Origin of the sequence: Streptomyces sp. NPDC058051 (assembly GCF_042885475.1) — a bacterium.
Taxonomy (GTDB): domain Bacteria; phylum Actinomycetota; class Actinomycetes; order Streptomycetales; family Streptomycetaceae; genus Streptomyces.
This window is the reverse complement of the sequence record NZ_JBHVRW010000017.1, coordinates 143,961-168,376: the sequence shown is the minus strand read 5'-3', so window position 1 is coordinate 168,376 and position 24,416 is coordinate 143,961. Positions and strand designations below refer to the sequence as shown.

Genomic DNA, 24,416 nt, shown 5'->3' with positions numbered 1-24,416 from the left:
ATAGTGTTTCGGTGGTCATTGCGTTAGGGAAACGCCCGGTTACATTCCGAACCCGGAAGCTAAGCCTTTCAGCGCCGATGGTACTGCAGGGGGGATCCTGTGGGAGAGTAGGACGCCGCCGAACTCCTTTTGTTGAGAAGCCCCGTGCCCTTGTGGCACGGGGCTTTTCTGCGTTCTGAACGTCTAGGCTCGCACCATGCGCTACGAACTGGTCATCTTCGACAACGACGGCGTGCTCGTGGACAGCGAGCCGATCTCCAACACCATCCTGGCCGAGTACCTCACGGAGCTCGGACACCCCACCTCGTACCAGGAGTGTCTTCGCGACTACATGGGGGCCGCCGTGCACCGGGTGCACGATCTCGTCGAGGAGAGGACGGGGGAGAAGCTGCCCGCGGACTTCGACGAGACGCTTCACTCGCGGATCTTCGCCGCGTTCCGGCAGGAGCTGGCGCCGGTGGCGGGTGTCGACGATGTACTCGGAAAGCTTGTCGCCGACGGAATCGCCTACTGCGTCGCGTCCTCCGGCAGCCACGAGCGGATCAGAGTCGCACATCGCAAGACCGGGCTGGACCAGTGGTTCGAGGAAGACTGGATCTTCAGCGCGGAGGATGTGGGGCGGGGGAAGCCTGCGCCCGACCTGTACCTGCACGCCGCCGAGCGGATGGGCGTGGCTCCCGAACGGTGCGTCGTCATCGAGGACAGCCCGCTCGGAGTGGAGGCGGCCAGGGCCGCGGGGATGGATGTGTACGGGTTTACGTCGATGATGCCGGCAGACCGACTCACCGGCGTGACCGGGTACTTCTCCGACATGAGCCAACTGAGGGAATTGCTTGCCTGATCCATCTACCCATGGGTAGCGACTGGGCCTACGCTCGCCGCCATGACAGATGCTCGTTTGCGGCACGGCAGGGCCTCCCTCACGTTGAGTTTCTTCGCGCAGGGAGTCACCTTTGCTCTTCTGGTGACGCGGATTCCCGCCATTCAGGATCGGTACGGGATATCCGACGGGCTGTTGCCGGTCTTTCTCGCCGCGGTGCCCATCCTGGCCGGAGTGGGAAGCGTGGTCACCGAGAAGGTGGTGGCGCGGACGCGGCCCAGGAGCGTACTGCGATGGGCTCAGCCCGTTGTGCTGCTCGCTCTGCTCGGTGTCGGGGCCGGCAGCGAAGTATGGGAGGCGGCCCTGGCGCTCGGTGTGTTCGGGCTCGCCGTCGGAGCGCTCGATGCCTCCATGAACATGATGGGTGTCAGCCTTCAGCGGGCATACGGGCGTTCGATCATGCTCGGCTTCCATGCCGCGTACAGCCTGGGCGGGATCGCCGGGGCATCCATGGCGTGGGCCGGGGCGCACTGGGATCTGTCGTTGCTGGTGTCGTACCTGCCGGCGGTTGTCGTGCTGCTGCCCGCCGCGTTCATCGGGAGCCGGTGGTACGCCGACGGCGCGTCGCAGGACGCGAGCGCGGGCGAGACGCGGGAGAAGGCGGCCGTTCCGGTCTCCTTCGCGTTGCTGATGCCGCTCTGTCTGGTGATGAGCTTCGCGTACATCGGGGACTCGACGGTTTCCAACTGGAGCGCCAAGTATCTGCAGGACGTGCTGGGGAGTTCCGAGCAGCTGTCGACCGTTCCGTACAACGTCTACATGGTGACGACGCTGCTGGGGCGGGCTGTCGGGGACTTCGGGGTGCGGCGGTTCGGGGCTGTGGCCGTGGTGCGGTTCGGGAGTGTGCTGGCCGCTGTCGGCTTCGGTGTGGTGGCGGTGGCCGGCGGGGCGTGGGTCGGGATGCTCGGGTTCACTCTGCTGGGGCTCGGGCTGTGCGTGATCGTGCCGCAGACGTTCGCCGCCGCCGGGCGGATGTTCCCCGGGGCGAGCGATACGGCCGTCGCGCGGCTGAATGTCTTCAACTACGTCGGATTCCTGGTCGGGTCGCCGCTGGTGGGGGCGCTCGGGGACGCGTGGAGCTACCGGGGGGCGATGCTCGTGCCGATGGTGCTGGTGCTCGCGACGCTCGTGTACGCCAAGTCGTTCGACGTCGAGACTGCCCGCTACGGTGGCGGGCATGAGCGGCCGCGCACAGCTGATGTGGGATGACGCAGTAACGGGTTACAACTTCGGGGAAAGCCATCCGATGGACCCGGTCAGGCTCGCCCTGACGATGGAGCTGGTGCGGGCGTACGGGCTCGACGGTGCGGTGGATGTGGTGGCGGGCAAGCCAGCCGGGGAGTCCACGCTGCGGCTGGTGCACCGCGAGGACTATGTGGCCGCCGTGCGGGCCGCCTCGGCGGATCCGAGGCAGGCTGATCAGAACTACGGTCTCGGCACGGTGGACGATCCGGCGTTCGCGGGGATGCACGAGGTGGCGGCCCTGATCGCCGGGCAGTCCGTGGCGGCGGGCGAGGCGGTGTGGCGCGGGGACACCGCGCACGCCGTGAACTTCGCGGGCGGTCTGCACCACGCCATGCCGGGAGGGGCGTCCGGGTTCTGCGTCTACAACGATCCGGCGCTCGCCATCGCGCGGCTGCTGGAACTGGGGGCCGAGCGGGTCGCGTACATCGATGTGGATGTGCACCACGGGGACGGGGTGCAAGCGGCGTTCTGGGAGGATCCCCGGGTCCTGACGGTGTCGCTCCACGAGCACCCGCGCACACTCTTTCCGCAGACCGGATGGCCGGAGGAGACCGGAGCGGGGGCGGGTGAGGGCAGCGCGGTGAACGTGGCGCTGCCTGCCGGTACGGGGGACGCGGCGTGGCTGCGGGCGTTCCACGCGGTGGTGCCGGAGCTGTTGGCGGACTTCCGGCCGCAGGTGCTGGTGAGTCAGCACGGGGCCGATACGCATTTCGAGGACCCCCTCGCTCATTTCGCGGTGTCGCTGGACGCGCAGCGGGCGGTGATGGCGGCCTGTCACGATCTCGCCCATGAGTACGCGGAGGGCGGGCGCTGGGTGGCGCTCGGCGGGGGTGGTTACGCGGTGGTCGACGTGGTTCCGCGGTCCTGGACGCATCTGGTGGGTATCGCCGCGCATGCGCCGGTGGATCCGGAGTCAGTGATTCCGTCTTCGTGGCGGGATGAGGTCTACGCCCGGACACGGCAGTCGGGGCCGGCCCGGATGACGGACGGTCGGGTTCCTTCCTGGAAGCCGTGGGAGGAGGGGTACGACCCCGCGGACCGGGTGGATCAGGCGGTGCTGGCGACCAGGCGAGCGGCGTTCCCCTTGCGGGGGCTGCTGGCCTGAGGCGGGCGGGGGCGGTCGTGGTGCGGCCGTTTCCGTGCGGTGGTGGGGAACGGTTACGCCAACTGTGGGGCGGAACCGGACTTCTGGCCTTCCGTCCGGGGGATTGGTGGAGCATCGGTGGGGTGTTGAGCACCGGAGCGCTGCGTGCGCATCTGCTGGCGGCCCGGCTGGCCGGGCCTGTGGCCACGACGCGGGAGGCGAGTCTGCGGAGCTATCGGCTCTTCGCGGCGCGCGACCCGCGGGTGACGCTCGGCCTCGCTCCCGAGTGGGCCTGGGAAGAGCCCGATCTTCTTCGTTTGATGGCTGACAAGTGCGGGGTTTCGGACGATCCTGGTCATGTTTCAGGCCTTGATGTGATCGATCCTGAGCGGACTTTGGCGGGGCTGGATGCGTTCGCTGTGCGGCTCTCGTGTGCCGCGGTCCGGCGGGCGCCGGTGCTGTTCGGGACCGGTCACCCGCACCGGCTGCTCGGTTTCTACGCAGAGTTGGCAGACGCCATGTCGGCGGCCGGCTGCTCCGTACTCACCCCTGCGCAGGGGCGATGTATCGACATAACAACCCGGTTCGGCGTACGTACGTACCGCCTCGACTACGTACGAGGAGTCGCGATGGTGCGCGAGCCCGGCGCGCGGGCTCCCGGTGGTGACACCGGCGCACACACTCATTCGCCGCTGCCTGTCCGGGTCGCCCTGGAGGCGGTCGCGGAGGGCCGGGGGTGGCTGCCGGAGCTGGTCGTCGGCGACCACGGATGGGTCTGCGGTGCAGGTCAGCTGGGTATTGAGGCGATCGGGCTGGCGGATACGGACGATCCGGCCCTGTTCGTCGGGGAGGCCGAGGGGCGGGTGTCGGTCGCCGTTCCGCTCGACGACGCCGTGCAATCCGCCTACTACCGGCCGCTCACTCGCTATGTACTCAATCGGGCGTGTCTGTCACAGTAGGCGGCCGATCGTCTCTCCTCTTCCCCACTTGCATCACACGCCCCTAATCTGGTGAGTGAGCGCACAGCGACGAAGAGTCACCGGAGGGGAAGCCGGTGCGCGTCCGGCGCGGAAGGTACAGGTGGGTCATGGCTGCTGGCAGCGAGAGGCCTCTCAACGAGGTCAAGTTTCTGACTGTGGCGGAAGTCGCCGCCGTCATGAGGGTGTCGAAGATGACCGTGTACCGCTTGGTGCACAGCGGTCATCTGCCGGCGATCCGGGTGGGAAGGTCCTTCCGGGTTCCGGAGCAAGCGGTTCACGAGTATCTCCGCGAGTCCTTTGTGGGGGTGGAGTCTGCCTGAGGTTCACCGCGGATTACGCCCCTCACGCGGTGACGGGTAGGCTAGGCCGACGTAGGTCGTGTGGGCCCAGACGCCCCGCACCAGTGAAGAAGAAGTGAGCGAGGGTAGTCGTGGGCTCTGTTATCAAGAAGCGGCGCAAGCGGATGGCCAAGAAGAAGCACCGCAAGCTGCTCAAGCGCACGCGCGTTCAGCGTCGCAACAAGAAGTAGGCGAACGCAGTTCGTGATTCCGTAGCCCTCCCGCCGACCTGGCGGGAGGGCTACGGCGCGTTGCGTGGCGATGTGCCGTGGACGGTGCGTGTACGCGCATTCGGGCCAAAGACTCGGCAGCGGGGCGCCTCGCAGTCATCACAGGGCAACATCCACCCGCTACGGTGACGGCCAGGGGAAACCTTTCTACGGAAGGCGCTGATCTTGGGGAAGGTCGTGCTGGTCACGGGAGCGGCCCGGCAGCTGGGCGGCCGCTTCGTGCGCCGCATCCAGCGTGATCCGGAGGTGGACCGGGTGATCGCCGTCGACGCGGTGGCGCCCGCACATCGGTTGGGCGATGCCGAGTTCGTGACCGCGGACATCCGCCAGCCCGCGATCGGCAGGGTCCTCGCCGAGCACAGTGTCGACACGGTCGTCCATCTGGACGTGTCCGCCAAGACGGCTGGCACGGTCGGCCGGACGACGGTCAAGGAGACCAACGTCATCGGCACCATGCAGCTGCTCGGTGCCTGCCAGAAGGCGCCGAGCGTGCGAAGGCTGGTGATCAAGTCCAGTACGAATGTGTACGGCTCCGCGCCCCGCGATCCCGCGGTCTTCACCGAGACCACCCCGCCCAAGTCCCTCCCGAGCGGCGGCTTCGCCAAGGACGTGGTGGAGGTCGAGGGGTACGTACGGGGCTTCGCGCGCCGGCGGCCGGATGTCGCCGTGTGCGTGCTGAGGTTCGCGAACATCCTGGGGCCCCAGGCGGATTCGCCGCTCGCCGACTACCTTTCGCTGTCCGTGCTGCCGACGGTGTTCGGCTATGACCCGAGGCTCCAGTTCGTGCACGAGGACGATGTCGTCGACGTCCTGGGGATCGCCTCGCGCGAGCCGCGGCGCGGGACGCTGAACAGCGGCACCTTCAACATCGCCGGGGACGGTGTGCTGCTGCTCTCGCAGTGCTCGCGGCGGCTGGGGCGGCCGACGGTGCCGTTGCTGCTGCCCGCCGTCACATGGGTGGGCCAGGCGCTGCGTACGGTCGGTATGACGGACTTCTCGCCGGAGCAGATCCGGCTGCTCACCCACGGCCGGGTGGTGTCCACGGTCCAGATGCGCGAAACCCTCGGTTTCCACCCGCGGTTCAGTACCGCGGAGACGTTCGCGGAGTTCGCGCGCAGTCAGGGCCCCGGACTGCTGCCGCCGGAGGCGGTGGGCGGGGCGATCGACCGGCTGGCCGCCATGCCGTTCGCCGGGGCGGCCGGCGATGTTCCGGGAACCACCGGGGCGGGCGATACGTGCCCGACCCCCAGCGCCAGGTAGAGGAGCGCATCGACGATGGCGGACGCCAAGGTCATTCCGTTCGACGACGACCGTTCACGGTCGGGCGGCTCACCGCGCTCCGCGCGACGCCGGTCCGCGGGGGTCGGCGGTCGGGGCCAGGGGCCCTCCGCGGCCCCTGTGGTCGGGACCGCGGCCGTGAGCGCCCTTCCGGGTCCGCACGGCGCCTCGCTTCCGCAGGAGGAGCCGGAGCGGGCCGGGCAGCCCCTGGAAGGGGCCGAGCGGGGCAGCTGGGACCGGCGGGTCGCCGGTGGGCTCGCGTTTCTGCGGCGGAGGCTCACCGGTGAGTACGACGTCGACGAGTTCGGATACGACAAGGAGCTGACCGATCAGGTCCTGATGTCGATGCTGCGGCCGGTGTACGAGAAGTACTTCCGGGTCGAGGTGAAGGGCATCGAGAACATCCCGTCCGACGGCGGGGCGCTCATCGTGTCCAACCACTCGGGGACGCTGCCGCTCGACGGGCTGATGCTCCAGGTCGCCGTGCACGACAACCATCCGGCGGGGCGGCATCTGCGGCTGCTCGCCGCCGACCTGGTGTTCATGCTGCCGGTGGTCAACGAGCTTGCCCGCAAGGCGGGGCACACGCTGGCCTGTGCGGAGGACGCGGAGCGGCTGCTGCGGCGGGGCGAGGTCGTCGGGGTGATGCCGGAGGGCTTCAAGGGTCTCGGCAAGCCGTTCGCCGAGCGGTACAAGCTCCAGCGCTTCGGGCGGGGCGGCTTCGTCTCCACGGCGCTGCGGGCCGGGGTGCCGATCGTTCCGTGTTCGATCGTGGGGGCGGAGGAGATCTACCCGATGATCGGCAACGCGAAGACGGCGGCGCGGCTGCTGGGGTTCCCGTACTTCCCGATCACGCCGACGTTCCCCTGGCTGGGTCCGCTCGGGGCGGTGCCGTTGCCGACGAAGTGGACGATTCAATTCGGGGAGCCGATCGCCACGAGCGGGTATCCGGTGGAGGCGGCGGAGGACCCGATGCTGATGTTCAACCTGACGGACCAGGTGCGCGAGCAGATTCAGCACACGCTGTACAAGTTGCTGGTGCAGCGGAGGTCGGTGTTCTTCTGAGGGCCGGTGCTCTTCTGGGGACCGGTGTTCTTCTGTTCTTCTGGGGGTGGGCGCGGGAGTGCCCGGGGTGTCGGACGGACGTGTGGCCCTCGATCAGTCCGGCCCTCGACCAGTCCGGTCCTCGATCGCCCGGCCCGCGATCGTCGCATCGGCTCGATCGGGTTCGTCCCGTTGCCGGGCGGGGCGTGCCCGCCCGGCGGTCGAGGAGTGTGTCAGTCGTCCATGTCCTCGCTGTTGATTCCCAGGCCCGGGAGCAGGCCGGGGAGGAGCGGGGGCAGTGTGATGTCCGGAGCGGGCACGGGGCTGAACCGGCCGTCGGCGGACGGAGTGGTGCTGGGGGACGGGGGGCCGAAGAGGCCGTCCGTGCCGCCGCCGATCAGGCCGTCGGACGAGGCGCTGTCGGAGCCGGACGGGTAGGGCGAGGCGCTGTCGCCCGTATGACCTTGTGAGGCTTCCGGCGACGAGGGCGAGGACTGGTCCGTACGGGAGGAACCTGTGTCCTGGCCCGCCTCGTCCGACTGGCGGGAGCCGCTGCTCCTGTCCGGGGTGCGGGGCAGCAGCGACTGGAGCGGTTCCACCTCGTCGTCTATGGCGTCGAACACCGAGCTGACCTGGTCTCCGACATCGGTCAGCTGAAGGGGCAGCCGGTCGCGCAGGCTGCTCCAGCTGTCGCGGTGCGCGCGGGAGAAGGATTCCAGGGTCTGGATCGGGCCGATGGCGCCGTCGCGCTGGTAGGCGGAGTGGAGCAGGCGGTGGCCCTCGGTGGCGTCGTGCGTCATGCGGTTGAGCGTGCGCCTGACCTCGCCGAGCTGTTCGTGGTCCAGATCGCCGGCGCGGGCGCGCTCCATCAGGCGGCGGGCCTCGCTGAGCCGGGTCGATGCCTGGTCGAGGTAGATCTCACCGCGGTCGGCATCGCCGTTGGCCATGCCGAGGTGGATGTCCTCCATGCCGCGCTTGAGCCCGTACAGCGAATCACCCGGCAGGGCGTCGGAACTGGCAGCGGCCACTCCGCCGAAGGCTCCGGCCGCCACACCGACGGTGAGCCCGCCGGCCGCGAGCCCCTTCGTCCAGCGTGAACGCGGACGCAATTTCCGGAGCGGGGAGGCCCGGTGGGCCCCCTTGGTCCGTTGTTCGGGCACCGTAGGGCCCGCGGACGCGCCGCCCTCGGCGAACATGGCCTCCATGGCGGCGAGGAGCTGTGCTCGCTGCGCCACTTTGACCTCGGGGTCCAACTCCGGCCGCGGTAGCTCACCGAGGCCGTTCGCCAGGGCCAACAGCGGTCCGTGGGCGGCCGGTTCGGCCGACTCCTCGGGCTGTACGGCCGCCGCACCTCGGAGCGACTGCTCCTCCAGGGCCTGGGCGAAGGCGTTCGCCCGCCGGTGTGCCGAAACGTGTGCGATCACTGGCGGCACCTCCTCTCGTCATGACGGTCGACCCCCCTGGGGTCCGGAAGGTTGCACACCTTGAGCGCTTCCACACGAATGAGTGAGTGGCGGCGGACATGGGGCAACGACAGGGGGCCTGCAATCGGCACAACGAGGGGTACGGCGCTTGGGTTACGCAAGAAAGATGATCGGACCAGTGCGTGATGAACATGTCGCCGAGAGTGATCCGATCGGGGAGGGTCAGCGTGCGTCGTCCGGGAGGAGTCGGGCCAGTGTGCGGACGGCGCGGTACTGAAGGGTCTTGATCGCGCCTTCGTTCTTGCCCATGACGCGCGCGGTCTCGGCGACCGAGAGACCTTGCAGGAAACGCAGGGTCACGCACTCCTGCTGCTGGGGGTTGAGTCGCCGCACGGCCTGGAGCAGCGCGGCGTTGGAGAGGGACTCCAGGACGGAGTCCTCCGGGCTGCGCTCGACCTCGTTGGCGTCGAGCATCTCGCCGGTGGTCACCTCCAGCCGGAAGCGGCTGGACTTGAAGTGGTCGGCGACGAGGTTGCGGGCGATCGTGACCAGCCAGGCGCCGAAGTCGCGGCCCTGCCAGGTGAAGGTGGAGATGCGGCGCAGGGCGCGCAGGAAGGTCTCACTGGTGAGGTCCTCCGCCGTCGCCTTGCCGCCCACGCGGTAGTAGATGTAGCGGTAGACGGTGTCGCTGTACTGGTCGTAGAGGCGGCCGAAGGCGTCGGCCTCGCCGGCCTGTGCGCGCTCGACGAGATCCATCATGCGCGCGCTGTCGCTGTCGGCGGTGGGCCGGCGGACGGTGGACGTAGTAGTTGCGCCGCGGTTGCCGCGTCTTCCGACCGCCGCACCGCGTTCGGCCAGGGCGTAGCAGGGGCCGACAGGTGCAGGGGTGGCGAATGCGGGTGCGGCGTACGCGGTGGGGACGAAGCTGCGCAAGCGGTCAGCGATCGTTGCGCGCAGCGTAGCCAGGCCCGAGGCGTCAACCCCGACGTGTGGGTACACGGGACTCCCAGAGGCAGAGCTTCCATCACGTGAAGTGCGAAACCGTCACTCGTCGTAGTGAGTGGTGGGTTCCGGAATGCGTCTGAGGAGAATAACGCTTCGTACAGGCAGTGCTACACCCAGTTGCTCAAATCATCGATTCCGTCGCTTCTGTTGCGACTTATCGACGCATCAAGTAACACATCGCGACCGGTTATTGATCGGATTACTTCGTGATCTGCCTGCGGGAGCGACGGGTTGTGGCCGGGTGCGAGCAATCCGACTGGCGGGGGCGGGGGGTGGGTAAGAGGTCCCGATCGGCGGCAGGGTTTCGGGCATGACCGGGCGGCCCCCGGCCGGTTCGGCCGGGGGTGAACGGGTGTGCGTCAGCGGCGGCGCCGGTGCAGGGCGACGGCTGCCGCGGTGCCGCCGGCGAGTGCGCCGACCCCGGCAGCGGCCGGGATGCCGACCTTGGCGGCCTTGCGGCCCGTCCGGTAGTCCCGCAGGCGCCAGTCGAGCGCGCGGGCGTGTTTGCGGAGCTTGGCGTCCGGGTTGATCGCGTACGGGTGCCCGACCAGGGACAGCATCGGGATGTCGTTGTGCGAATCGCTGTACGCCGCGCAGCGGTCCAGGTCCAGTCCCTCGGCCGCGGCCAGGGCGCGGACGGCCTCGGCCTTGGCGGGGCCGTGCAGCGGTTCGCCGACCAGGCGGCCGGTGTAGACGCCGTCGACCGATTCGGCGACCGTGCCGAGTGCGCCGGTCAGGCCGAGGCGGCGGGCGATGATCGTGGCGGTCTCCACCGGGGCGGCGGTGACCAGCCAGACCCGCTGTCCGGCGTCGAGGTGGGCCTGGGCGAGGGCGCGGGTGCCGGGCCAGATGCGGTCGGCCATGTACTCGTCGTAGATCTCCTCGCCGATGGACATCAGCTCGGAGACGCGGTGGCCCTTGACGATGGACAGGGCGCTGTCGCGGGCGTCCTGCATGTGTTCCGGGTCCTCGACTCCGGCCAGCCTGAACCACGCCTGCTGCCAGGCGAACCGGGTCAGCTCGCGGCGCTGGAAGAACTTCCGCTTGTACAGGCCGCGGCCGAAGTGGAAGATCGCCGCGCCCTGCATCACGGTGTTGTCCAGGTCGAAGAACGCGGCGGCCCGCTCGTCGCCGACGACGGGGAAGGGCGGTTCCTCGGCCGCGGCGCGTGCGGAGGTGTCCTCGCCGGTGGCGGGGGACTGATCGCCGGGGGGTTCGGGGAGGGAGGACTTCCGTGCTGCCTCAGCTGCTGCCTCGCCTGCCAGCACGCTCCGTGCTGTCGCGGGGCGCCTACGGGGTGTGAGCCATCCAAGAGCGGCCATGTCGTGAGCATAGCCAGTCGGTTCGGCCCTTCCCGACCTGCCGGGATGCCGTGCCGTGAACTCTCGGCTGCCGGGACGTTAAACGGGTGATTCGGGGCGTATCGGATCAAGGGGAGAGGCGTCCCCTTTCCGGCTTCCGGTCCGGTGGCCGGACCGGTTCCGGGTCTCGGGTGCGGTTCTTCTCCGGGCCGGCGGCCGATCCTCCTCCGGGTCTCGGGTGCGGTTCCTCTCCGGGCCGGAGGCCGGCCCGGCACCGGGCCGCGGGGTGGTTCCCTCCGGTCCCGGGCCCGGTTCTCCTCTCGTGCGGAGCGGCGGCTTCGTCAAGCGCAGAATGAAGGCATGAGTGCCCTGCTGCGACGTACGAAGAAGAAGCCCGCGGACCGGGTGGTGACCCTGGTCGGGAAGCCCGGATGCCACCTCTGCGACGACGCGAGAGCGGTGGTGCGGGAGGTCTGTGCGGAGGTCGGCGCGTCCTGGGAGGAGAAGGACATCACCCGGGACGAGGAGCTGCACCGGGAGTACTGGGAGCAGATCCCGGTCGTCCTGATCGATGACGAGCAGCACACGTTCTGGAAGGTGGATCCGGTGCGGCTGCGCGACGCACTGCGTCCGTGAGCGAAAGGCGGCTACCATCATGGGCGTTTTGAGTGGTCTCGGGGGAGTGGTTGTGAGGAGTGTGTACCGCTTTGCCCCCTTCGGGCCCGCAACGGGATGATGCGATCCTTGGTTCCGGGATCGCGCGACGAATGTGCGTGACCCCGGTCACTTTGACCGGACAAAACGGACACCATCTTTGTGCACGTGTTCACAAAGACATAGCCTGCATTCGACGGGGCGGCCATGGGACGTACGGCCGCCTGCAGCCCCGCTCATCCCGCAGGAGCACCGTGGCAACTGGCCGAAATCACCGACCGGCGACCCGTAGTCGAGGAATTCCCGAGGCCACCGTCGCCCGGCTTCCGCTGTATCTACGCGCCTTGACGACGCTGTCCGAGCGCTCGGTTCCCACGGTTTCCTCCGAGGAGCTCGCCGCGGCGGCGGGGGTCAACTCCGCCAAGCTCCGCAAGGACTTCAGCTACCTGGGGTCCTACGGGACGCGTGGTGTCGGGTACGACGTCGAGTATCTCGTCTACCAGATCTCCCGCGAACTCGGCCTCACCCAGGACTGGCCTGTCGTGATCGTCGGTATCGGTAACCTCGGCGCCGCGCTCGCCAACTACGGCGGCTTCGCCTCCCGCGGTTTCCGGGTCGCCGCGCTGATCGACGCCGACCCGGCGATGACCGGAACGCCCGTCGCCGGTATCCCCGTGCAGCATGCCGACCAGCTGGAACGGATCGTCGGCGACAACGGGGTGTCGATCGGCGTCATCTCGACTCCGGCCGGAGCCGCGCAGCAGGTCTGCGACCGGCTCGTCGCCGCCGGTGTCACCTCCATCCTGAACTTCGCGCCGACGGTGCTCTCCGTGCCCGACGGTGTCGACGTGCGCAAGGTCGACCTCTCCATCGAGCTTCAGATCCTCGCCTTCCACGAGCAGCGCAAGGCCGGTGACGAGGGAGCCGAGAGCGTCCCGGACCCGGCCGCGCCGCCCGTGCGCGCGACCGCCGGAGGGCGGAAAGGACCCGACGGGGACATGCCCGCCGTGATGCCGGCATGAGTCTTCTCGTCGTAGGACTGAGCCATCGCAGCGCCCCCGTCTCCGTACTGGAGCGGGCCTCGCTGGCCGTCGAGACGCAGGCCAAGCTCCTCCAGGACACCCTCGCCGCGGAGCCCGCGGTCGAGGCCGCCGTGCTGGCCACCTGCAACCGCATCGAGCTGTACGCCGACGTGGACAAGTTCCACGCGGGCGTCGCCGAGCTGTCCACGCTCCTCGCCCAGCACAGCGGCGTCGGGATGGACGAACTCACTCCGTATCTCTATGTGCACTACGAGGACCGGGCCGTCCACCACCTCTTCTCGGTGGCCTGCGGTCTGGACTCGATGGTCGTCGGCGAGGGGCAGATCCTCGGCCAGATCAAGGACGCGCTGGCGCTGGGGCAGGAGCTGCACACGGCCGGCCGGCTGCTGAACGACCTGTTCCAGCAGGCCCTGCGGGTCGGCAAGCGCGCCCACAGCGAGACCGGGATCGACCGGGCCGGTCAGTCGCTCGTCACCTTCGGTCTCGAACAGCTCGCGTCCGGTGCGGAGATCTCCGACTGGGCCAGGGGCAAGCGCGCCCTGGTGATCGGCGCCGGCTCGATGTCCTCGCTGGCCGCCGCCACCCTGGCCCGCACCGGTGTCGCCGAGATCGTCGTCGCCAACCGGACCCGGGCCCGCGCGGACCGGCTCGTGGAGATCCTGGCCCAGTCCGGCGGTACGGGCGTGGTCGCTCGCGCCGTGGAGATGGCCGCGGTCGCCGACGAACTGACACGTGCCGATGTCGTCGTCTCGTGCACCGGCGCGACCGGTCTCGTGCTGACCGCCGAGGCCGTCGCCGGAGCGCTCGGCCTGGCCTTCGAACCCGGGCGCGAGGCTCCCGCCGCGTCCGTCCCGGCGCCGCCCGCCGACCCCGACCGGCACGCCGCCTGGGTGGAGAACGGCACCGCCGGCACGGTGCGCCAGGCCGTGCGGCGGGCCACCGTGCCCGCCCAGGGCACCGGCCCCGTCCGCCTCGCCCTGCTCGACCTCGCCATGCCGCGCGACATCGACGGAGCCACCACCCGTCTCGACGGTGTGCGCCTCGTCGACATCGAGTCGCTCGCCGAGGCGTCCGCGGACGCCCCGATGGCCGCCGATGTGGACCAGGTGCGCACCATCGTCGCCGACGAGGTCGCCGCCTTCGGCGCCGCCCAGCGCGCCGCCCACATCACCCCGACCGTCGTCGCCCTGCGCACGATGGCCGCCGGAGTGGTCGCGGGCGAGATCGCACGGCTCGACGGACGCCTCCCCGATCTGGACGAGAAGCAGCGCGCCGAGATCTCGCAGACCGTGCGCCGCGTCGTCGACAAGCTCCTGCACGCGCCCACCGTGCGGGTCAAGCAGCTCGCCAGCGAGCCCGGCGGTGCCGGGTACGCCGACGCGCTGCGGGAACTCTTCGACCTCGACCCGCAGACGGTCGCCGCCGTCTCCCGGGCAGACCTGAACGACCCGAATCGAGGGCGGTCATGACCGACAACTCATCCCTGGGTGCGGGGGCCACCAAGCCGTTGAGGCTGGGAACCCGGCGCAGCAAGCTCGCCATGGCGCAGTCCGGCCTCGTCGCCGACGCGGTCAGCGAGGTGACCGGGCGCGCCGTCGAGCTCGTCGAGATCACCACGTACGGCGACACCTCCCGGGAGCACCTCGCCCAGATCGGCGGCACGGGCGTGTTCGTCGCCGCGCTGCGCGACGCGCTGCTGCGCGGGGAGGTGGACTTCGCCGTCCACTCGCTCAAGGATCTGCCGACCGCCCAGCCCGAGGGCCTTGTGCTGGCCGCCGTACCGGTGCGCGAGGACCCGCGCGACGTGCTGGTGGCGCGGGACGGGCTGACCTTCGAGCAGCTGCCGTCCGGTGCCCGTATCGGCACCGGCTCGCCGCGCCGCATGGCGCAGCTGAACGCGTACGCCCGCAGTCACGGCCTCGGCATCGAGACCGTGCCGATCCGGGGGAACGTCGATACGCGTATCGGTTTCGTACGAAGCGGGGAGCTGGACGCGGTGGTACTCGCCGCGGCCGGTCTCAGCCGCCTCGGCCGGACCGGTGAGGTGACCGACTTCCTGTCGGTCGACACCGTTCTGCCCGCTCCCGGTCAGGGAGCACTGGCGATCGAATGCGCTGCGACCAGCGCGGACCTCGCCGCCGCGCTCGGCGAGCTCGACGACCCGTACACCCGGGCCGCCGTGACCGCCGAGCGTGCCCTGCTCGCCGCCCTGGAGGCCGGCTGCTCCGCACCTGTGGGTGCGCTGGCCGACCTCCTGGCCGACGGACAGGCTGTCAATGAACTGCGCCTGCGCGGTGTCGTTGGTTCCACCGACGGTTCCTCGCTGGTACAGATGTCCACCACCGGTCCCGTCCCCACGTCGCACGACGACGCGGCGGCCCTCGGTCGCGAACTCGCGGCCGAGATGCTTGCCAAGGGTGCGGCCGGTCTTATGGGGGAGCGAGCACTTTGAGCCCCACCGGCCCCGCCGCATCCGACTTTCCGGCCCTGTCCGCACAAGGGCACGTCACCTTCCTCGGCGCCGGCCCCGGCGATCCGGGACTGCTGACTCTGCGCGCCGTCGAGGCGCTTGCGAGCGCGGACGTCCTTGTCGCAGAGCCGGACGTTCTCGGCGTCGTTCGCTGCCATGCGCGGGCAGGCGTGAGCACACCTGAGCTGGCAGTTGTTGACGCGCAGTCAACAGCCGCCGGTGTACCCGTTCTCAGGGACGCGACCAATCTTGTCATGGAGGCGGTGAGGGGCGGCAGGCGGGTCGTCCGCGCCGTCTCGGGCGACCCGGGACTGGACGGGAACGCCGGTGCCGAGATGCTTGCCTGCGCCTCCGCGGGCATCCCCTTCGAGGTCGTGCCAGGTGTCGCGAACGTCGTGGGCGTGCCCGCGTACGCCGGTGTGCCGCTGCGTGACGCGCAGGGTGCCGACGTCCGGTTCGTCGACGCCCGGACCGCCTCGGACCGCTGCTGGACCGAGGTCGGCGCGAGCGATGCCACGGCGGTCATCTCGACGACCCTCGACTCGGTGGCCGCGGCCGCGGGTGAGCTGGTCTCGGCGGGTCGCAAGCCCGACACCCCGCTGACCGTGACCGCGGCCGGTACGACCACCCGCCAGCGCACCTGGACGGCGACGCTCGGAACGATCGCCCAGGTCCTGAAGCAGGCGAAGGTCCTCCCCTCGCCGGACGGGCACCAGCCCGTCATAGCCGTGGTCGGTGAGCGCAGCTCCGCCGCCCAGCGCGACCAGCTCGCGTGGTTCGAGTCCAAGCCGCTGTTCGGCTGGAAGGTGCTCGTCCCGCGGACCAAGGAGCAGGCGGCGTCGCTTTCCGACCAGCTCCGTTCCTACGGTGCCGTGCCGCACGAGGTTCCGACGATCGCCGTCGAGCCGCCTCGTACGCCGCAGCAGATAGAGCGCGCGGTCAAGGGCCTGGTCACCGGCCGTTACGAGTGGATCGCCTTCACCAGCGTCAATGCGGTGAAGGCCGTTCGTGAGAAGTTCGAGGAGTACGGGCTCGACGCCCGTGCCTTCGCCGGGATCAAGGTCGCTGCCGTCGGTGAGCAGACCGCCGCCGCGCTGATCGACTTCGGTGTGAAGCCGGACCTGGTGCCGTCCGGTGAGCAGTCCGCCGCCGGTCTCCTGGAGGACTGGCCGCCGTACGACCCGGTCTTCGACCCGATCGACCGTGTCTTCCTGCCGCGCGCCGACATCGCCACCGAGACGCTGGTGGCCGGGCTCATCGAGCTGGGCTGGGAGGTCGACGACGTCACCGCGTACCGCACGGTGCGTGCCTCGCCGCCGCCCGCCGAGACGCGTGAGGCGATCAAGGGCGGCGGTTTCGACGCGGTGCTCTTCACCTCGTCGTCGACCGTGCGCAACCTCGTCGGTATCGCGGGCAAGCCGCACAACGTGACCGTCATCGCGTGTATCGGCCCGGCGACGGCGAAGACGGCGGAGGAGCACGGGCTGCGCGTCGACGTCCTGTCGCCGGAGCCTTCGGTGCACAAGCTGGCCGAGGCCCTCGCCGAATTCGGTGCGCGGCGCCGGGAGGCGGCGAAGGAGGCCGGTGATCCGGTGACGCGGCCGAGCGAGCGGCGTCCCGGGGCGCGGCGGCGTCGTACGACGACCTGACCCGGCCTGAGCGGGCTCGGTCGGACGGTGTTGTCGTACGACGACCTGACCCGGCCTGACTTGGCCTGCCCGGTCGGACGCTGTGGAACCCGGTCCCTTCGCCGGCGCTGTCGGCGGCTGATGCGGGCCCGTGCGTGACGTCGGTTCCCGAGACCTCGTGGTGGTCTTGGGGGCCGACGCTGTCGTAGGGGGCGGGTGCCGATGCCTGCGGAGCGGAGCGGGGTGGAGCGGGGTGGGCCGGAGGGCCGGTCCGGCGGAGGCGGCGGACGGGCCGTGGGGGCGGAGGGGCTTTCCCGGCACAGGTGTCGGTAAGACGGTGATGTGTACGGGTCTAGTCTCGAAGCATGACTGTGTACGGAAACTTCCCCGGCTCCCGCCCCCGGCGGCTGCGGACGACCCCGACGATGCGGCGGATGGTCGCCGAGACACGGCTCGACCCGGCGGATCTGATCCTGCCCGCGTTCGTGCGCGAGGGCATCGACGCCCCCGTCGCGATCTCGGCGATGCCCGGCGTGCAGCAGCACACCCTGGACACGCTGCGCAAGGCCGCCGTCGACGCGGTCTCGGCCGGGGTCTCCGGAATCATGCTCTACGGCGTGCCCGAGGACGAGAAGAAGGACGCCCGGGGCACGGCCGGCACCGACCCGGACGGCATTCTCCAGGTCGGTCTGCGCGCGGTGCGCGAGGAGGTCGGTGACGATCTCGTCGTCATGTCCGACGTGTGCCTGGACGAGTACACCGACCACGGCCACTGCGGTGTCCTGACCGCCGACGGCCGTGTCGACAACGACGCGACGCTGGAGCGGTACGCCGAGATGGCCCAGGTCCAGGCCGACGCGGGGGCCCATGTGCTCGGCCCGAGCGGCATGATGGACGGCCAGGTCGGCGTCATCCGTGACGCGCTGGACCAGACGGGCCACGAGGACGTCGCGATCCTCGCCTACACGGCCAAGTACTCGTCGGCGTTCTTCGGGCCGTTCCGTGAGGCCGTCGGCTCCTCGCTGAAGGGTGACCGCAAGACGTACCAGCAGGACCCGGCGAACTCCCGTGAGTCCCTGCGCGAGCTGGCGCTCGACCTCGAAGAGGGCGCGGACATGGTCATGGTCAAGCCGGCCGGACCGTACCTCGACATCCTCGCGAAGGTCGCCGACTCGGTGGACGTGCCGGTCGCCGCGTATCAGGTCAGTGGCGAGTACGCGATGATCGAGGCCGCCGCCGAGAAGGGCTGGATCAACCGGGACGCGGCGATCATGGAGAGCCTGACCGGGATCCGGCGGGCCGGCGCGCAGATGATCCTGACGTACTGGGCGACGGAGGTCGCGCAGCGACTGGGCCGCGGCTGACCGTTCGATCGGACCGGTTGGGACCGGTTGGGACCAGTTGGTTCCGGTAAGTGGCCGTTGCTTCCAGTCGGTGAGGTGCCGGTGCCGGTGCCGGTGCCTGCTGTTTGTGCTTCTGCCTGTGTCCGTGGGAACCCCGCCCGGATCGGGCGGGGTTCCGTCGTGTGTCAGGAACGGACGGGGCGGGGCCCCGGGTGTCAGGCGCGCCTGGAGCGGCGGCGGGCTGCCACGACGAGGCCGGTGCCTGCGGCGAGCACCGCGGCGGTGCCGATGACCAGCGGGATCGTGCCGTTGCTGCCGGTCGAGGCCAGGTCGCCACCACCGCCGGTGCCGGTCGCCGTGTTCTGTGACGGTGTCGTGCCCGGTGCGGCTGACTGCGAGGAGTCGGCGGACGGCGTGCCGCCCTCCGAGGGCGGTGTCGCGGAGGCGGAGGGCGTGCTGCCCGTCGACGGCGTGGTGTCGGGGGTGCTGCTCGGCGTCGGAGTGGCGGACGGGGTCTTCCCGGCCTCCGGGAGGCAGCCGCTGAACGGGAAGTGGTGCGTCTCCGCTCCGCCCGAGCCGTGCAGCGAGGCGACCCACACCGAGCCGTTGACCGGTGCGGCGTTGCCCAGCTCCAGGTGGGCGCGGGGCGCCAGCACGCTGCCGGGCCAGGCGGCCTGGCTGTTCTTGGTGATGGTGCGGGCCTCGGGGAAGTTCCACAGCAGGCGGGCGCGGATCTTGCCCTCGGAGGAGCTCTGGAGCTTGTCGTCCAGGACGTAGCCCTGGCCGCCGGACAGGAAGAAACCGGTGGTGCCGGCCGCGGCCATGTCGTAGGTCTCGCCGCTGACGTTCACGACCGTGGTCGATCCGGCGGGCACCTTGAGGAAGACCTCCTTGGCCCCCTCCAACTGGCTTGCCGTCACGGTGAAGACGTTGCGGGTGGTGTCACCGCCCTGCAGGGTGAGCTTGGCGCCGTCGGCCTTCACGGTGGTGCCGTCGGTGGCCGGTTCTTCGGCCAGTGCGGAGGAGTAGGACCGGAGCTTGGCGAACTCGGCGTCGAAGTCGATGAGTCCGGAGTTCTGGCGGAAGCTGCCGGAGTGCAGTTCTACGGCGCGGTCGCGGACTGTGCCGCCGACGACGGCGTTGCCCTTCATCACTGCGGTGACCGACGAGCCGTTGACCAGGTCGCCGCGGACGACGAGCGTCGCCCGGTCCGGCAGGGCGTCGACCTCTGCCGCCGACAGTTCGTTGCCGACGCTGAAGCCGCCGCGGAAGTCTGCGTTGCCGCCGACGGCCACCGCTCCCTCCGCGTCGGGTGAGTGGACGTCGTCACCGAGGACGAACTCCCCGTATTTTCCTGCGATTCCGAAGGCGTCCGTGGTGCAGCCGGCCGAATCGGCGGGCGTGGCCCGGGCGGCCGGGACGGCCGTGAGGCCGAGAAGGAGGGCTCCGCCGAGCGCGGCGGCTGCGGCGGTTGCGGTTATGCGCATGGGGCTTGGTTCTCCCGCGGAGGTGGTCATGGAGATTCCGTGGTGGCGTGCCCATATTTTTCACACAAAAGGATATTGGTCAAGACCAATGGCCCCTGTGTTGATGAAGTGTCAGGAGATAGGGCGATGAGCAGGTTGTTGCCGGTGTCGGTGCCGGTCCGGGGCGGTTGAGGTGGGTGGGGTCGACGGGCCCGCCTCTTGAGTGAATAGGGCACGTTTATTTGGGTGAATCGGCCATGTTTCCACCGTTCTCGGTGGGTTGACCCCTTCATGATTGCCTGGCCCCTCCCTCCGGTAGAGGGCACCACGTACTCATGAGAGCAGGATTCCTCCATGGCACATCGCCATCTCTCCCGCGCTGTCCTGGGCATTGCGATCGCTGTCGCCGGCACCCTCACGCTCGGCGTCACCACGGCCTCCGCCGGAGTGGACCCGAACCAGGACCTCATCAACAAGATGAGCGGCGGGCGCCTGGCCCTGCACAACGACGCCACGGGTGAGGGCAATACCGCCATCACTCTGCGCAGCCCGTCGTGGAAGTACAGCACGGAGGCGTGGGACGCGGACTCAACCTGGTCCGCGGACGAGACCGGTACCTGGACCACCGTGTACCGCAACAGGGCGGCGAACAAGTGCCTCCAGCCCGCCTCCGCGAGCGCCGAGCGCGGTACCACCATCGTCGTGCGGACCTGCGACGGTTCCGACCTGCAGAAGTGGATCCTCAGGGGCGAGAAGGTCGACGGCCGGTACACCGGGTGGTGGATGTGGCGCCCGAAGGTCAACCGGAACGTCGCCATCGCCCTGAACCGCTACAACGACGGCAGCTGGGACACCCTGCACCTCGACACCGCATACCCGAGCTCCGACCGGCTGTGGCGCATCGCCCCCAACGACGCGGCGTGGAACCTGGACTGACCGGCCTGCACTGATCGGCCTGCGCTGTTCGGCTTGTGAGCCCCTGCTCGTCCCCAATGCCGGGGCGGGCAGGGGCTTCGGCTATTCCCGGGTGTCCGGTTCACGGCTCCACGTGGTGAGGATCCGGGTCGCCGCCCTGCCTAGTTCGGGGTCGTCGGTGAGGGCGCGCAGTGTGTCGGTACGGGTGCGGCTCGGGCCCGCCTGTTCGACGGCGGACAGGGCGTTGTGCCGTACGAGGGGGTCCTCGTCGTTCCGCACGACCGCGGTCACGGCCTCGTCGACCACCGGGTCTCCGGCGTAGGGACCGAGTGCCCCGGCCGCGTACTGGCGGACCAGGTCCTCCTCCGGGTCGTGGAGTGCGGTCAGCAGGGCCCGGCCGGCCGTGCGGCGGGTGGCCGGGTCGGTGGGGGGCCACAGTCGCAGGAGCGTGGCGGCCTCGACGCGGGCGAGGTCGTACTCCTGCGGGTCACCGACGACGGAGATGAGGAAGGGCAACGCGTCGGCGTCGCCGTCCAGTTCCGCGACGATCTCGTGCCTGCGGTCGCTCGCGGCGGGCAGGGCCCGGAACTCCTCGATGAGACGGTCGAGCGGGGAGGGGCGGTCGGCGCTGTCCGGGGTCGGAGGGCGGTTCATGCGGGTTCCTCTCGGGGCCGGTCGACCGGGGCCGGCGACCAGGGCCATGCACGTTACCCATCGCGCGCCGGGGCGGCGCCCCGTCTCCGGCGGACACGTGGCCGTCGCTCGGGACCAGGGCTCCGGGATTCGAGCCTCGGGCGCGTCGGTTCACTCGTGCGGGGGACGTGCAGGGGGCGCGCGAGGGAGGTGTTGGGGGCGGGGCCGGGCGGTGAGCTTCGGGACTCGGGCGTCGGGATGCGAGCGTCGGGGCTCGGGCTCCGGGATTCGAGCGTCTTCTTCAACCGGTGGGTGGGGAAGGGGGGTTGGGTAGACCGCCCTGCCCCTCCCGAACCCGTCACGGCCAGCAAGTATGACTAATCGTGACGGCTTGCGGCGCGACGTGACGACTGCTTACGGTGCCGACAACGAATCGACCCCGACACGGTGTTGTCGCACCGGGCCGGGGTCTCACCCCAAGATCGAAAGAGCCGATCTCGTGGCTATCCAGCACCTTAGCCCTGCCCTGTGCGCGCCCGCATCCTCGCCCGCCTACCCGATGGCCAACCCCGGCTACGGCAAGCGGTCCGTGCCGGACCGGTGTTCGCCTCGCGCGGACGACTTCGCTCTGCTGCCCGAACGGGAGCGGTATGTCGCCGGATTCGTCGACCATCTGCCCGACGGCGCGGCGATCAACGTGAAGACCCTCGCCAAGCAACTGCCGCTGTACGGACAGCAGGCCGTCGGCAGTGCCCTGACCGCCCTGTCGGTGGCGGGGCACCTGCGCCGGGTGCGTCGCGCGGTGGGCGAGGGCGAGCAGGTCCGGTGGGTCTTCCGCACGTTCTGGTCGCGCACGGCGCGCGACAACGCGTGGTGGGCCGACTATCTGGACGCGGAGGACCGCCGGGGCCGGGCCCTGGCCGAGCCGGGGGAGCATGCGGCGGCGGGGGACTGTCCAGGGGCGGGGGAGGGTGCTGAGCCCATCGGATCCCTTGTTCCGGCGCCCGTGGTTCCGGCGCCCAGGGGTGCGGTGCCGCTGATTCCGGCGCCCCGGGTTCCGATGCCCCGGGTTCCGGAACCCTCGGCCGCCGTCGACGAGTCCGCCGTCGACGAGTCCGCCGTCGATGAACACGCCGTCGATGAACCCGCTGTCGATGCGTCCGCCGTCGATGTGCCCTCCGTAGCCGCACAGTTGGCCCCGGGGTGCCCCTCGCCCGCGTACCTGGCCCTGGCCCGGCTCGGGCGTGTCGAGCACCGGCTCGCTCTCTCCGCCGCCGACTGCGAAGCGCTGGAGGCGGGGGCCGCGGAATGGTTCGCTCGCGGTGTGAGTGCGGACTACCTCATCCAGGCGCTCTCGGCCGGGCTCCCCGCCCGAGTGGAGTCGCCGGTCGGCTTCCTGCGGCACCGGCTCAGGGACAAGATCCCGCCCGCGCTGCCCGCCATGCCGGACAGCTCCACCGCGCCGCCCCGCCGCGTGCTCGTGGAATGCACCCGCTGCGGCACGCCCGGCCGCCCCGAGGCGCTTCCTGACGGTCTCTGCCGACCTTGCCGACAGGACACCCACGGCGAAACCGACGCCACACAAGCCGACGCCATACAAGCCGACGCCACACAAGCCGTCGCCACGGAACCCGTCATCGAGTCCGCCGCCGGGTGCGGTGTCCGCGCGTACGTCGGCGCACTCCGCGACCTGCTCACGTCGCCCTGACAGCAAATCCGCGCATCAGGCCCGTGTGCATTGCTCCGACGGCCCCTCGCTCACGCCCGTGTCTTCCGTGTCTTCGTCATCGCGGTGCCTTCTTCCGCGCCTCACGCGGTGAGGGAGGCCCGGAGGAATGCGAGGATCTCCGCCCGTGCGGCCTCGGCCTGAGGTGCCAGGCCGGGTGTGCTGAGGAACCCGTGCCCCGCTCCGGGGTGTTCGGTGAGCCGCGCGGGTGTCCCGGCCGCTTGCAGTCGTTCGGCGTAGCGGCGGCCGTGATCGGCTATCGGGTCGTGGGTCGGCACCACCACGAGCGCCGGGGCCAGCCCGTTCAGGTTGTCGGCGTACAGCGGAGAGAGCGCGCGGGGGTCGCCTCCCGGTGGAACGGCGAGTCGCTGGACCAGTTGCAGATGCGGCACGGCGAGGGTCGGGGTGTGGGCGTACTCGGTGGCCGAGGCGTGATCGAGCATCGTCCCGGTCACATCGACAGCGGGGTTCACCAGCACCTGCGCCTGGAGACGCAGGCCGGTCTCCCGGGCCCGGATCGCGGCCAGGGCGCAGACCAACGCGCCGCCGCTCTCGCCGAAGACGGCGATCCTCGCCGGGTCGATGCCCCATGGTGCGGCCTGCCGCACCACGTGCTGGAGCACGTCCCAGCCGTCGTCGACGGCTGCCGCCATCGGGCTGTCCGGGGCGAGGAGGCGGTGCTCGACCGAGACGACGAGTGCGGGCAGGTGGGCGGCCAGGTGGCTGTTGACCCAGTCGCTCTGCACCGCCGTGCCCACGAACGCCCCACCGTGCACATGCAGCACGAGGGGCAGACCGGCCCCATCGGCACCCCGGCCGTCTCGCCCGGCTGACGGCCGGTACACCCGGACCGGGAGCTCGCGGCCGGGCAGCGCCACCGTCTGCCACCCGATCGTTGCGCCGGGATCCGGATCCCCGGTGATCGCCCGCACCGCGTCGGACGCCCGGAACCGGTTCTCCGCCTCGCGATAGGCGACCAGCTCCTCGGCCGTGATCGTCTGCCAGTTCGGCTCCGGCGGCCGTCCCGCGGCAGTGAGCTCACTCATGTCTTCTCCTCGCTCAGAGAGTTTCGCTACCTCAAGTATCGCTACCCAAGGTATCGAAACCTAAGGTAGCGGAATCAGGTATCGTGTCGCCATGCCTTCGACCACATCCGCCAGACCGCCCGGTCGCCCGCGCGCCGGCGTCAACGCCGTGGTCTTCGCCGCGACGCTGAGTACGGTCCACGAACTCGGCTACGCGCGCGCCACCGTCGAGCGCATCGCCGCGGTGGCCGGCGTCGCGAAGTCGACGGTCTACCGGCGCTGGCCGTCGAAGGGCGAGCTGATCGTGGACTGCCTCCTGGACGCGTTCGGCCCGGTGCCGCTGGAGGAGGGCGTCGGCCGGGCCGAGCTCATGTCCTCGGCCATTCGCTGGATCGCGGGAAAGATCGGTGAGCCCGGGGTGGGTGACGCGTTCGCCGGTGTGTTCAGTGACGCCGTCAGCGATCCGGCCCTGCGCGAGATCCTGTCCGCGCGGTTGCAGGACCCGTACCGGCTCGCGCTCCAGGATGCGCTCGGCGAGCCGGAGAGCCGGGTCCTGTTCTTCATCGACGTCGTGGTCGGAGCCCTGCTCCACCGGATGGGCATGACCGGCGTGCCGATGGTCGATGCCGACGTCGCCGCCCTGGTCGAGATGGTCCTGCCGCACTTCACCGACGGCCCCGGCCCGGCTCGGCCTGTTCGTTGAC

The 24,416-nt window shown here is 70.2% G+C and carries 23 protein-coding genes and 1 rRNA gene; 18 read left to right on the top strand and 6 right to left on the bottom strand.

The window, feature by feature from the left end; all coding sequences use genetic code 11:
* The first annotated feature begins 7 nt into the window (after positions 1–7).
* The 9 genes from rrf to ACFVUT_RS25350 all read left to right on the top strand — a co-directional run bounded on the left by rrf (position 8) and on the right by ACFVUT_RS25350 (position 7,100).
* Positions 8–124: ribosomal RNA gene (gene rrf, locus ACFVUT_RS25390) — 5S ribosomal RNA — on the top strand.
* A gap of 72 nt (positions 125–196) precedes the next feature.
* Positions 197–841 carry an HAD family hydrolase gene (locus tag ACFVUT_RS25385; RefSeq protein WP_389654115.1) on the top strand — a complete coding sequence of 215 codons (645 nt, stop codon included), beginning with the start codon at positions 197–199 and terminating at the stop codon, positions 839–841.
* Between the two features lie 42 nt (positions 842–883).
* A complete protein-coding gene (locus ACFVUT_RS25380) occupies positions 884–2,089 on the top strand; it encodes an MFS transporter (RefSeq protein ID WP_389654113.1) in 1,206 nt (401 codons plus the stop codon).
* Entirely contained in the window at positions 2,058–3,230 is a 1,173-nt protein-coding gene (locus ACFVUT_RS25375) for an acetoin utilization protein AcuC (RefSeq protein WP_389654111.1), read from the top strand. The genes ACFVUT_RS25380 and ACFVUT_RS25375 overlap by 32 nt, the downstream gene beginning before the upstream one ends.
* A gap of 122 nt (positions 3,231–3,352) precedes the next feature.
* The gene (locus ACFVUT_RS25370; RefSeq protein WP_389654109.1) at positions 3,353–4,168 is read left to right on the top strand and encodes a phosphatase; all 816 of its coding nucleotides are present in this window, start codon (positions 3,353–3,355) and stop codon (positions 4,166–4,168) included.
* Positions 4,169–4,296: 128 nt separating this feature from the next.
* Positions 4,297–4,509, top strand: a complete 213-nt coding sequence (locus ACFVUT_RS25365) for a helix-turn-helix domain-containing protein (protein ID WP_335937133.1) — start codon at positions 4,297–4,299, stop codon at positions 4,507–4,509.
* A 110-nt stretch (positions 4,510–4,619) separates the two neighbouring features.
* Positions 4,620–4,718: a 30S ribosomal protein bS22 gene (locus ACFVUT_RS25360; protein WP_003948845.1), complete on the top strand. Its 99-nt coding sequence runs from the start codon at positions 4,620–4,622 to the stop codon at positions 4,716–4,718.
* A 204-nt stretch (positions 4,719–4,922) separates the two neighbouring features.
* Complete coding sequence (locus ACFVUT_RS25355; RefSeq protein WP_389654107.1) at positions 4,923–6,017, top strand: NAD-dependent epimerase/dehydratase family protein; 1,095 nt, start codon at positions 4,923–4,925, stop codon at positions 6,015–6,017.
* A 15-nt stretch (positions 6,018–6,032) separates the two neighbouring features.
* Positions 6,033–7,100: a lysophospholipid acyltransferase family protein gene (locus tag ACFVUT_RS25350; RefSeq protein ID WP_389654105.1), complete on the top strand. Its 1,068-nt coding sequence runs from the start codon at positions 6,033–6,035 to the stop codon at positions 7,098–7,100.
* Positions 7,101–7,312: 212 nt separating this feature from the next.
* Here the strand turns inward: ACFVUT_RS25350 and ACFVUT_RS25345 are convergent, their stop codons facing one another.
* The 3 genes from ACFVUT_RS25345 to ACFVUT_RS25335 all read right to left on the bottom strand — a co-directional run bounded on the left by ACFVUT_RS25345 (position 7,313) and on the right by ACFVUT_RS25335 (position 10,830).
* The gene (locus ACFVUT_RS25345; RefSeq protein WP_389654103.1) at positions 7,313–8,503 is read right to left on the bottom strand and encodes a DUF5667 domain-containing protein; all 1,191 of its coding nucleotides are present in this window, start codon (positions 8,501–8,503) and stop codon (positions 7,313–7,315) included.
* Positions 8,504–8,725: 222 nt separating this feature from the next.
* Positions 8,726–9,502, bottom strand: a complete 777-nt coding sequence (locus ACFVUT_RS25340) for an ECF subfamily RNA polymerase sigma factor, BldN family (RefSeq protein WP_389654101.1) — start codon at positions 9,500–9,502, stop codon at positions 8,726–8,728.
* Between the two features lie 365 nt (positions 9,503–9,867).
* The gene (locus ACFVUT_RS25335) at positions 9,868–10,830 is read right to left on the bottom strand and encodes an HAD family hydrolase (protein WP_389654099.1); all 963 of its coding nucleotides are present in this window, start codon (positions 10,828–10,830) and stop codon (positions 9,868–9,870) included.
* A 339-nt stretch (positions 10,831–11,169) separates the two neighbouring features.
* Between ACFVUT_RS25335 and ACFVUT_RS25330 the strand changes: the two genes are divergently transcribed.
* The 6 genes from ACFVUT_RS25330 to hemB all read left to right on the top strand — a co-directional run bounded on the left by ACFVUT_RS25330 (position 11,170) and on the right by hemB (position 17,968).
* Entirely contained in the window at positions 11,170–11,445 is a 276-nt protein-coding gene (locus ACFVUT_RS25330; RefSeq protein WP_389654097.1) for a glutaredoxin family protein, read from the top strand.
* 272 nt (positions 11,446–11,717) lie between these two features.
* The gene (locus tag ACFVUT_RS25325; RefSeq protein WP_389654095.1) at positions 11,718–12,485 is read left to right on the top strand and encodes a redox-sensing transcriptional repressor Rex; all 768 of its coding nucleotides are present in this window, start codon (positions 11,718–11,720) and stop codon (positions 12,483–12,485) included.
* Complete coding sequence (locus tag ACFVUT_RS25320) at positions 12,482–13,975, top strand: glutamyl-tRNA reductase (RefSeq protein ID WP_389654093.1); 1,494 nt, start codon at positions 12,482–12,484, stop codon at positions 13,973–13,975. The genes ACFVUT_RS25325 and ACFVUT_RS25320 overlap by 4 nt, the downstream gene beginning before the upstream one ends.
* Positions 13,972–14,958, top strand: coding sequence for a hydroxymethylbilane synthase (gene hemC, locus ACFVUT_RS25315; RefSeq protein ID WP_389654091.1), 987 nt, complete (start codon positions 13,972–13,974; stop codon positions 14,956–14,958). The genes ACFVUT_RS25320 and hemC overlap by 4 nt, the downstream gene beginning before the upstream one ends.
* Entirely contained in the window at positions 14,955–16,625 is a 1,671-nt protein-coding gene (locus ACFVUT_RS25310; protein ID WP_389654089.1) for a uroporphyrinogen-III synthase, read from the top strand. The genes hemC and ACFVUT_RS25310 overlap by 4 nt, the downstream gene beginning before the upstream one ends.
* A gap of 344 nt (positions 16,626–16,969) precedes the next feature.
* Positions 16,970–17,968, top strand: a complete 999-nt coding sequence (hemB, locus tag ACFVUT_RS25305) for a porphobilinogen synthase (protein WP_389654087.1) — start codon at positions 16,970–16,972, stop codon at positions 17,966–17,968.
* 194 nt (positions 17,969–18,162) lie between these two features.
* Here hemB and ACFVUT_RS25300 read toward each other — a convergent pair whose 3' ends face one another.
* Positions 18,163–19,434 carry a choice-of-anchor A family protein gene (locus ACFVUT_RS25300; RefSeq protein WP_389654085.1) on the bottom strand — a complete coding sequence of 424 codons (1,272 nt, stop codon included), beginning with the start codon at positions 19,432–19,434 and terminating at the stop codon, positions 18,163–18,165.
* A gap of 333 nt (positions 19,435–19,767) precedes the next feature.
* On the opposite strand from ACFVUT_RS25300, the gene ACFVUT_RS25295 reads away from it, so the two are divergent.
* Positions 19,768–20,349 (top strand): RICIN domain-containing protein, encoded by a 582-nt coding sequence (locus ACFVUT_RS25295; protein WP_389654083.1) that lies wholly within the window; start codon positions 19,768–19,770, stop codon positions 20,347–20,349.
* A gap of 81 nt (positions 20,350–20,430) precedes the next feature.
* On the opposite strand, the gene ACFVUT_RS25290 is transcribed toward ACFVUT_RS25295, so the two are convergent.
* The gene (locus ACFVUT_RS25290; protein ID WP_389654081.1) at positions 20,431–20,982 is read right to left on the bottom strand and encodes a HEAT repeat domain-containing protein; all 552 of its coding nucleotides are present in this window, start codon (positions 20,980–20,982) and stop codon (positions 20,431–20,433) included.
* Between the two features lie 478 nt (positions 20,983–21,460).
* Here ACFVUT_RS25290 and ACFVUT_RS25285 point away from each other — a divergent pair, with 478 nt between their 5' ends.
* Positions 21,461–22,669, top strand: coding sequence for a MarR family transcriptional regulator (locus ACFVUT_RS25285; protein WP_389654079.1), 1,209 nt, complete (start codon positions 21,461–21,463; stop codon positions 22,667–22,669).
* A 101-nt stretch (positions 22,670–22,770) separates the two neighbouring features.
* Here the strand turns inward: ACFVUT_RS25285 and ACFVUT_RS25280 are convergent, their stop codons facing one another.
* Entirely contained in the window at positions 22,771–23,733 is a 963-nt protein-coding gene (locus tag ACFVUT_RS25280; protein ID WP_389654077.1) for an alpha/beta hydrolase, read from the bottom strand.
* 91 nt (positions 23,734–23,824) lie between these two features.
* Here ACFVUT_RS25280 and ACFVUT_RS25275 point away from each other — a divergent pair, with 91 nt between their 5' ends.
* A complete protein-coding gene (locus tag ACFVUT_RS25275; RefSeq protein ID WP_389654075.1) occupies positions 23,825–24,415 on the top strand; it encodes a TetR/AcrR family transcriptional regulator in 591 nt (196 codons plus the stop codon).
* Position 24,416: the final 1 nt, after the last annotated feature.